This is a genomic window from Streptomyces sp. CC224B, assembly GCF_030010595.1.
GTDB classification, from domain to species: Bacteria; Actinomycetota; Actinomycetes; order Streptomycetales; family Streptomycetaceae; genus Streptomyces; species Streptomyces longispororuber.
In genome coordinates, this window is the sequence record NZ_JASCXL010000246.1 from 1 (window position 1) to 1,013 (window position 1,013).

Annotated in this window: 1 pseudogene; it reads left to right on the plus strand. The window is 82.2% G+C overall.

What is annotated here, in order from left to right:
- Positions 1-1,013: pseudogene (locus QK440_RS41175) on the plus strand (TPM domain-containing protein); the annotation flags it as partial.

The window sequence follows — 1,013 nt, forward strand, 5'->3', positions numbered from 1 at the left end:
CCGCCGGCGCGGGCGGCGCGGTGCGCGCAGGCCGGGCGGTGCCCGCGCGCCGCGGCCGTCGCCGCGCTGCTCCTCGGCTGCTGGTACGGGCCGCCGCCCGCGTACGCGACAGCGACGGCGGGACCGGCCCCCGTACGGACGGCAGACGGGGACGGCGGCGTGGCCGGTGACCTGGTGGCGCCGGTCGTCGCGGCCGGCGCGGCCGGGGCCTTCGCCCTGGTCTCGTACCGGCGGCGCAGGCGGCGCTTCGCCCACCGGACGACGCCGGGCGGGCCGGGCGAGGGGCAGGCGGCGCCGCCTGCCGACCTCGACGCCCGGGCGGCGCGGCTGCTCGTGGACACCGACGACGCGGTCCGCGCCAGCGCGGCGGAGCTCGCCTTCACCGCCGCCCGGTTCGGGGCCGGTGAGGTGCGGCCGTTCGCCGAGGCCGTCGCGTACGCGCGCGGCGAGCTGGCGGCGGCGTTCCAGCTCCGGCAGCGGCTGGACGACGCCCGCCCGCAGGACGACGCCACGCGGCGGCGGGCGCTCGACGAGATCGTGGCCCGCTGCGCCGAGGCGAACCGGTGCCTCGACGCCGAGGCCGCCGCCTTCGACGGGCTGCGCTCCCTGGAACGCGCCGCCCCGGGCGCCGTGGAGTACGCCGACACGGTGCTGCGGCAGGTCACCGCGCGTGCCCGGACGGCCGAGGCGGTGCTCAAGGAGGCGCGGGCGGCGTACGCGCCGGCCGCCACCGCGGCGGTGCTCGGGTACGCCGCCCAGGCCGAGGACCGGCTCGCGTTCGCCACCGCCCGGCTGCGGCGCGCCCGCGAGGCCGCCGCCGCGGGGGACGGCGACACGGCCGCCGGGCACCTGCGCGCGGCCGAGGCGGCCATCGGCCAGGCGGCCGTGTTCGTCGACGGCGTGCACCGCCACGCCGACGCGCTGGCCGAGGCCGACCGGCGGCTGCCCGACGCGCTCGCCGAGGCGGGCACCGGCCGCGCGAGCGCGTGGTACGTCTCCGGCGTGAGCCGGTC